Source organism: Aeromonas enterica (assembly GCF_054052465.1).
In genome coordinates this window covers 324,812-332,184 of record NZ_JBSTYL010000004.1, presented here as the reverse complement: position 1 = coordinate 332,184, position 7,373 = coordinate 324,812, and the positions used below count along the sequence as shown (strand labels likewise).

Sequence of the window (7,373 nt, the reverse complement as noted above, 5' to 3'; positions counted from 1 at the left end):
GGGGCGTCGCGGGGCGCGCCGCGCCCCCCCCCCCCCCCCCCCCCCGGCGGCCCCCCCCCGCTTGCCAACATGTGATCGCCTCGCTTTATTTCCTCTCGCCACACTCCCTCGCACCTCCCAGCCCTGCCCATCCAAGCCACAGCCCAGCCGCTGTCCTGACGGCAGGCAAGGCCGATAATGACAAGGCTATCTACATGTTTCCTTACATATTCATCGCTGTTTTTTAAGCCTCGTTTGCTGCAGGATATTGCCCTTGCACGCCTTCGCACGTTTCTTTCAGGTGATAAATGAACATAACCCCCAAGCAGCGGAAATTTGCCCTGCTCATCCTGCTCCCACTGGCCGCCATCACCTGGCTGGCCTGGCCGAACAAGGCTCCCGAACCCGTACTGAGCGCGTCTGTGACCCGCCAGGATGTGGAGCAGACTGTGCTGGCCAGCGGCGTCCTGCAAGCCATAGAGCAGGTGGATGTGGGGGCTCAGGTCTCCGGTCAGGTAACCTATCTGGCGGTCGAGGCCGGACAGCGCGTCAAGCAGGGGGACCTGCTGGCCGAGATAGACCCGCTGATCGCCCAGAACAACCTCAAGACTGCCGAAGCGGATCTCGCCAGCCGCCGTGCCCAGCTCAAGATCAAGCAGGCACAGCTCAAGCAAAACGAGCTGGCCTGGCGTCGCCAGCAGCAGATGTTCAAGCAGGAAGCCAGCTCCCGCGCCGATCTGGAGAGCGCCGAAGCCCAGCTGGCGGTCACCCGGGCCGAACTGCAGAGCGCTCAGGCCGAGATTGAGAATGCGCTGATCAAGGTAGATCGCACCAAGACAGAGCTGGGCTATAACCGCATCCAGGCCCCCATGGATGGCACAGTCGTCAGCATAGTGACCCGCCAGGGCCAGACCCTGGCCGCCAGCCAGACGGTACCGACCCTGCTCAAGCTCGCCAACCTGGAAACCATGACGGTCAAGGCGCAGATCTCCGAGGCCGACGTCACCCGGGTCAAGGCCGGCATGCCGGTCTATTTCACCCTGATGGGGGATGCGGACACCCGCTATCACGGCACCCTGCGCACGGTCGAGCTGGCTCCCACCAACATCAACGAGCAGGCCACCAGTACCACGACCACCAGCAATGCCGCCGTCTACTACTACGCCCTGTTCGACGTGCCCAACCCGGACCACACCCTGCGGGTCGCCATGACCACCCAGGTCACCATAGTGCTCGGCGAGCGCAAGCAGGTGCTGACCATTCCACAGACGGCCCTTGGCAAGAAGCTGGGGGAGAACGAGTACGAGGTCACCCTGCTCAAGGAGGACGATCAGAAAGAGACTCGCCGCATCAAGACCGGCATGAAAGACGACATCAAGATCGAAGTGGTCAGCGGCCTGAGCGAGCATGACAACGTCACGCTGGGCCAGGGCAAGCCGGTCAGCGACGGTGACATGGAGATCATGCTGTGAGCGAGCCGCTGATCCAGCTCAAGGGCATAGAGCGACGCTATCAGAGCGGGGAGCAGGAGGTTACCGTCCTGCATCCGCTCGATCTGACCATAGAGGCGGGGGAGATGATCGCCATCGTCGGCGCCTCCGGCTCCGGCAAATCCACCCTGATGAACCTGCTCGGCTGCCTCGATCGTCCAAGCGCGGGCCAGTATCTGTTTCGGGGCCAGGACACTGCCACTCTGGATGCCCTCTCCCTGGCCCGGTTGCGCTGCCACCACTTTGGCTTCATCTTTCAGCGCTACCACCTGCTGCCGCACCTCAATGCCGCCGCCAACGTGGAGATCCCGGCCGTCTATGCCGGCGCCTCCCGCCCCGAACGGCAGGCGCGCTCCCAAGACCTGCTGGCACGGCTGGGTTTGAGCGATCGCAGCCATCACACTCCGGGCCAGCTCTCCGGCGGCCAGCAGCAGAGGGTCAGTATCGCCCGGGCGCTGGCCAACGGCGGCGAGGTGATCCTGGCGGACGAACCCACAGGCGCCCTCGACAGCCAGAGCGGCAAGGAGGTGATGGCCATCCTCAAGGAGCTGCACGCCCAGGGCCACACCATCATACTGGTGACCCACGACATGGCGGTGGCCAGCCACGCAGATCGCATCATCACGCTGCGCGATGGCCGGGTGCTGGAAGACAGTGGCAAACCGGCCACGGCCACAGCCCCCCTTCAGCCCGCCCCACCCGCCGCCAGGGCCGCTGGCAACGACTGGGATCGCTATCGCGAGGCGGGGCGCATGGCGCTGCACGCCATGCTGGCCCACCGCATGCGCACCTTCCTCACCATGCTCGGCATCATCATAGGCATCGCCGCCGTGGTGAGCGTGGTCGCACTCGGTCAGGGTGCCCGCGCCAAGGTAATCGATCAGATCAACGCCATGGGCACCAACACCATCGACATCTTCCCCGGCAAGGATTGGGGGGACGAGAAGGCCGCCAGCATCCAGACCCTCAACAAGCGGGATCTCGATGCCCTGCTCGGCCAGCCCTATCTGGAAGGGGCCAGTCCCCAGATCGCCGCCCCCGGCCAGCTGCGTTATCGCAACAAGACCAGCAGCGGCAACATAGTGGGGGTCGGCAGCGACTTCTTCCGGGTCAAGGGGATGAAGCTCACCAACGGTCGGTTGTTTGACGAGCGTGACATCCAGAACCGGACTGCGGTGGCTGTGGTGGATGGCAAGACCATAAAGAGCCTGCTCGGCGAGGAAGATCCCGTCGGCCAGGTGGTGCTGGTCGGCACCCTGCCGGTGCGCATCATAGGCGTGGTGGAAGAGGAGACGGGGTTTGGCCGCAGCAGCCAGTCGGTCAATGTCTGGCTGCCCTACAGCGCCGTGATGAGCCGGCTCATCTCCCAGAACCACTTCAGCCAGCTCACCATACGGGTCAAGGACGGGGTGCAGCCGGCACTGGCCGAACAGGCCGCCATCGAGCTGCTGACCCAGCGCCACGGGGTGAAAGACTTCTTCACCTTCAGCAGCGACAGCATCATCAAATCGGTGGAGAAGACCACGGCCACCATGACGCTGCTGGTCTCCGCCATCGCGGTGATCTCCCTCATCGTCGGCGGGGTGGGGGTGATGAACATCATGTTGGTCTCGGTGGTGGAGCGCACCCGCGAAATCGGGATCCGCATCGCGGTCGGCGCCCGTCAGTCCGACATCCTGCAGCAATTCCTGATCGAGGCGGTGATGGTGAGTCTGCTCGGCGGCATGCTCGGGGTCGGCGTCTCCCTGCTCATCGGGCTGCTCTTCTCCCTGTTCGTGGAGAGCATACAGATGCACTTCTCGCTCTTTTCCATCTTGATGGCATTTGGCTGCTCCTCGCTCATCGGGATCCTGTTTGGTTACCTGCCCGCCCGCAATGCCGCCCGGCTCGATCCGGTCGAGGCGCTGGCGAGGGAATGACGATGCACAACTTATCCAGACTGGGGCTCTGCCTCGCCCTTGCCGCCGGCGTGAGCGCCTGCAGCCAGCAGAGCACCTATCACAGACAAGATCTGGCGCTGGCCCCGAGCTGGCAGCAGCCGGACGACGGTCTCACCCGGCAGCAAGCCGGCCTCTGGTGGCAAGGGTTTCATGATCCGGCGCTGGATCAGCTGGTGGCGGCCGTGCTGGCCGCCAACCCCGACATGCAGGTCGCCGGACTGAGGCTCAGAAGCGCACTGCTGGGGGCGGATCTCGCCGATACCAACCTGACTCCCTCGGTCAATGCCAGCCTGGGCGCCAACGGCACCAAGGATCTGAAGAGTGGCAAGTCTGAAGGCAGCATGGGCCCCTCCCTGACCCTCAGCTATGAAGTGGATCTGTGGGGCCGGCTCGCCTCGGCGCGGGATCAGGCGAGCTGGGAAGCCCAGGCTTCCGCCCAGGATCTGGCGGCCACCCGTCTGATGCTGATCGGCAAGGCGCTGGAGCAGTACTGGCAACTGGCCTATCTCGGCTCGGCCGTCAGTCTGGGCGAGCGGCAACTGGCAAACTACACCCGCGCTGAACAACTGACCCAGGCCAAGTACCAGGCCGGCGCCGTCACTCGGCTCGATTTGGTGCAGGCCAGCCAGCAGAAGGCGGGCAAGCAGGCGGAACTCAGCTCGCTCTTGATGCAGCAGGAACAGGCCCGCAACGGACTGCGCCTCTTGCTCGGTCGCAGCAGTGGTCCGCTGCCATTTGCCCCGACTGCACTGACGACGACGCCCGCGCCGTCGCTGGCAGTCGGTATACCGGCAGATGTGCTGGCACGGCGCCCCGACGTGCGCGCCGCCGAGCTGCGGCTGCGCAAGACCCTGGCGAAAGGGGACGAGATCCGCACAGGTTTCTACCCCACCCTGAGCCTCACTGGCGGGGCCAGCACCAGCTCGGATACCCTGACCCAGGTGCTGCAAAACCCGGTAGGCACCCTGGGCGCCACCCTGGCGCTGCCCTTCCTCGAATACAACAAGACCCGGCTCGCCATCGCGAGTTCAGAGCTTGACTACCAGATCGCCGAGTCCGAGTTTCGCAAGCAGCTCTACACCGCCCTGGTGGAGGTGGAAGATGGCCTGGCCGCCCGCCATCATGGCGAGCAGCGCCTGAGCTATCTGGCCGAGCAGCTGGCGTTTGCCAAAGAGGCGGAGCGGCTGGCCAAGGCCCGTTTCCAGGCCGGTGCCACCGGGGTGCAGGCCTGGCTGGATGAGCAGAACCGGTTGTGGGATGCCGAGCTCGCCCTGCTCGGTCAGCAGAAGGAGCAGCTCAACACCATGGCCAGGATCTACAAGGCGTTGGGGGGCAGCGATCGCAGCTAACCCAAGCCCTGGCGACGCCGCCACTCATGCCATGAGAGGCGGCGTTTTTCTCCCTTTTTCAGGTCCCCTTCCTGACGGACTGCCACGCAAAGCAATTGATAATAATTTTCATTTAATGAAAAATGGGCGCCATTATCAGTCAGGAGTATCCATATGTCTCAGCCCGCCCCGGTCAATCGTCCTCGTCTGCTCACGGTCAAACACATCCGGGATGTGAGCCCGCACCTGCGCCGAGTCTGCCTGACCAGCCCGGAACTCGCTGACTACCCCTTCACCTGCGGCGGCGCCCATATCAAGATCATGCTGCCCCAGCCGGGCCAGGCCCATGCCGTCCTGCCCACGCCCACCCCGCAAGGGCCGCGCTGGGAAGACCCGAGCCAGCGCCCCATCATGCGCACCTTCACCATACGGGCGTTTCGCCGCGAGGCGCTGGAGCTGGATATCGACTTCGCGCTGCACGGCGATGCCGGCCCCGCCAGCCGCTTTGCCCTTGAGGCCCAACCCGGCGATCTGCTGGCCATCTCGGGCCCGGGCGGCCCGGATCCCATGCTGCAACCCGCCCGGTACTACTACATGGCGGGGGATCTCACTTCCCTGCCCGCCATCAGCGCCATGGCAGAAGTGATGCCCGCCGACGCCCAGGGCCATATCGCCCTGCTGGTGCCCTATCAGGAAGATGTGCAGGATCTGTCGCTGCCGGCCGGCGTCAGCCTGCGCTGGTTTATCGGCACCCCCGAACAAACCGAGCCGCTGGTGGCGTATTTCACCGCCCTGCCGATGCAGGAGCAGGCGAGCTACTTCTGGTTCGGCGGCGAAGAGGGGCTGGTGGTGCCCTTGCGCCGTCACGTCAGGCGCACCCTGGAGGTGGATCGCACGCGCGTCTACGCCGTGCCCTACTGGCGTCAAGGCAAGGATGAAGAGGCCTATCACCACGCCCGTCACGACGTGATGGACAGCTGATCCCCCCGCATTTTGCCTCCCATTATCAGGCCCATGACCTACCGGTCATGGGCCTGATGGCTATCTGTCCGCCCCCGTTGTTACCCCTCTCCCCCCATTCTGGTGATCCGCTCGGTTGTGCTTGCATTTGTGGCCGACAACAAGATAATGATAATCACTCTCAACAATAACAGATGATGACGCCCCATTGCAGCTCCCTCGCCCGGGTCCCGGTGTGGAGTGCACGTCATTCACTCCATTTGCACAGCAAGGTAATCCAGATGGCAGTTTTGAACTCGGTAATGCGCGCCTTCGCGGTGGAGGCTCTCCCCACTCCTGCCGACCTGTTGGCACTTCATCCCTGTCCCGCCCCGACCACGGCGCTGATCGCGCACCATCGCCAGCAGGTTCGCCAGATCCTGACGGGAGAGGACGATCGCCTGCTGGTGGTGATAGGCCCCTGCTCCATCCATGATCCGCTCGCCGCCCTCGACTACGCCCAGCGGCTGGCGCGAGTGGCTGACGCCTATCAAGACCGGTTGCAGATAGTGATGCGTACCTACTTCGAGAAGCCCCGCACCACGGTCGGCTGGAAGGGGCTGGTGTTCGACCCCCATCTGGATGGCAGCAACGACATAGGCCATGGCCTGCGGCTGGCGCGCCAGTTGTTGCTCGACATCAACCGACTGGGGCTGGCCACCGCCACCGAGTTTCTCGATACCACCAGCTTCCTCTATCTGGCCGACCTCATCAGCTGGGGGGCGATAGGCGCCCGTACCACCGAGTCCCAAGTGCACCGGCAGCTGGCCTCGGCCCTGCCCTGCCCCGTCGGCTTCAAGAACGGCACGGACGGCAATATCCGGGTGGCCATCGATGCCATCCAGGCCAGTGAAGCCTCCCACCTGTTTACCGCACCGGGCAGCCAGGGCGGCATTGTGGTGATCAAGAGCGAAGGCAACCCAGCCGGCCACATCATATTGCGCGGTGGTACGCGCCCCAATTACCACCAGAGCGACGTGGAGGATGCCGCCGAACAACTGACGCGACAGGGGCTCAGCCACCACCTGATGGTGGATTGCAGCCACGGCAACAGCCAGAAGTTGCACAAGAACCAGATCCGGGTGGCGGGTGAGCTCTGCCGTCAACTGGGAGAAGGCAGCGACGCCATCGCCGCCGTCATGGTCGAAAGTTTCTTGCAGGGCGGCAGCCAGAAACCTGCCCCCTTGAACGAGCTCGCCTACGGCCAGTCGGTCACCGACGCCTGCCTGTGCTGGGACGATACCCAGACCCTGCTCGCCATGCTGGCAGATGCCGTGGAGGCCCGCCGTCAGCGCAGCGTCAAGGTCCAGCCTGGCAAAGCGCTCTGGAATACCCAGCTGGCCAGTTGAACCCAGTCAGGCTCCCCTGCGGGAGCCTGACTGCCCCTGTCTTTCCCCCTTGCAATACGCCCCCTCGCCACGCCGGCACGACCGGAGTGATCCATTCGGGTTGAAAACCCCGGATATCCTGATCCGCAGGGGGATAAAGAAAATATCCCCCACCATGGTTAACAACCGGTATGGCGAGCGCCCCTTTATGCTGCGTCAGATAAAACTGAAAAACAGCTGACTTAATGGCACCGGCACCGCCAATGAGTAAAAAAGAAGCGCGGCTTGCTTGCGGGCAGCTTAATGCCC

At 64.0% G+C, this 7,373-nt stretch carries 5 protein-coding genes; all 5 read left to right on the top strand.

The features are described 5' to 3' along the window. The first annotated feature begins 287 nt into the window (after window positions 1-287). Window positions 288-1,451: an efflux RND transporter periplasmic adaptor subunit gene (locus ACW5XD_RS07425; protein ID WP_456494320.1), complete on the top strand. Its 1,164-nt coding sequence runs from the start codon at window positions 288-290 to the stop codon at window positions 1,449-1,451. Beyond that, window positions 1,448-3,388 (top strand): MacB family efflux pump subunit, encoded by a 1,941-nt coding sequence (locus ACW5XD_RS07420; RefSeq protein WP_456494319.1) that lies wholly within the window; start codon window positions 1,448-1,450, stop codon window positions 3,386-3,388. The genes ACW5XD_RS07425 and ACW5XD_RS07420 overlap by 4 nt, the downstream gene beginning before the upstream one ends. Further along, window positions 3,385-4,758, top strand: coding sequence for an efflux transporter outer membrane subunit (locus ACW5XD_RS07415; protein ID WP_456494318.1), 1,374 nt, complete (start codon window positions 3,385-3,387; stop codon window positions 4,756-4,758). The genes ACW5XD_RS07420 and ACW5XD_RS07415 overlap by 4 nt, the downstream gene beginning before the upstream one ends. 153 nt (window positions 4,759-4,911) lie before the next feature. Continuing rightward, window positions 4,912-5,718, top strand: coding sequence for a siderophore-interacting protein (locus tag ACW5XD_RS07410; protein ID WP_456494317.1), 807 nt, complete (start codon window positions 4,912-4,914; stop codon window positions 5,716-5,718). A 260-nt stretch (window positions 5,719-5,978) separates the two neighbouring features. Further along, entirely contained in the window at window positions 5,979-7,085 is a 1,107-nt protein-coding gene (locus ACW5XD_RS07405; RefSeq protein WP_456494316.1) for a 3-deoxy-7-phosphoheptulonate synthase, read from the top strand. Window positions 7,086-7,373: the final 288 nt, after the last annotated feature.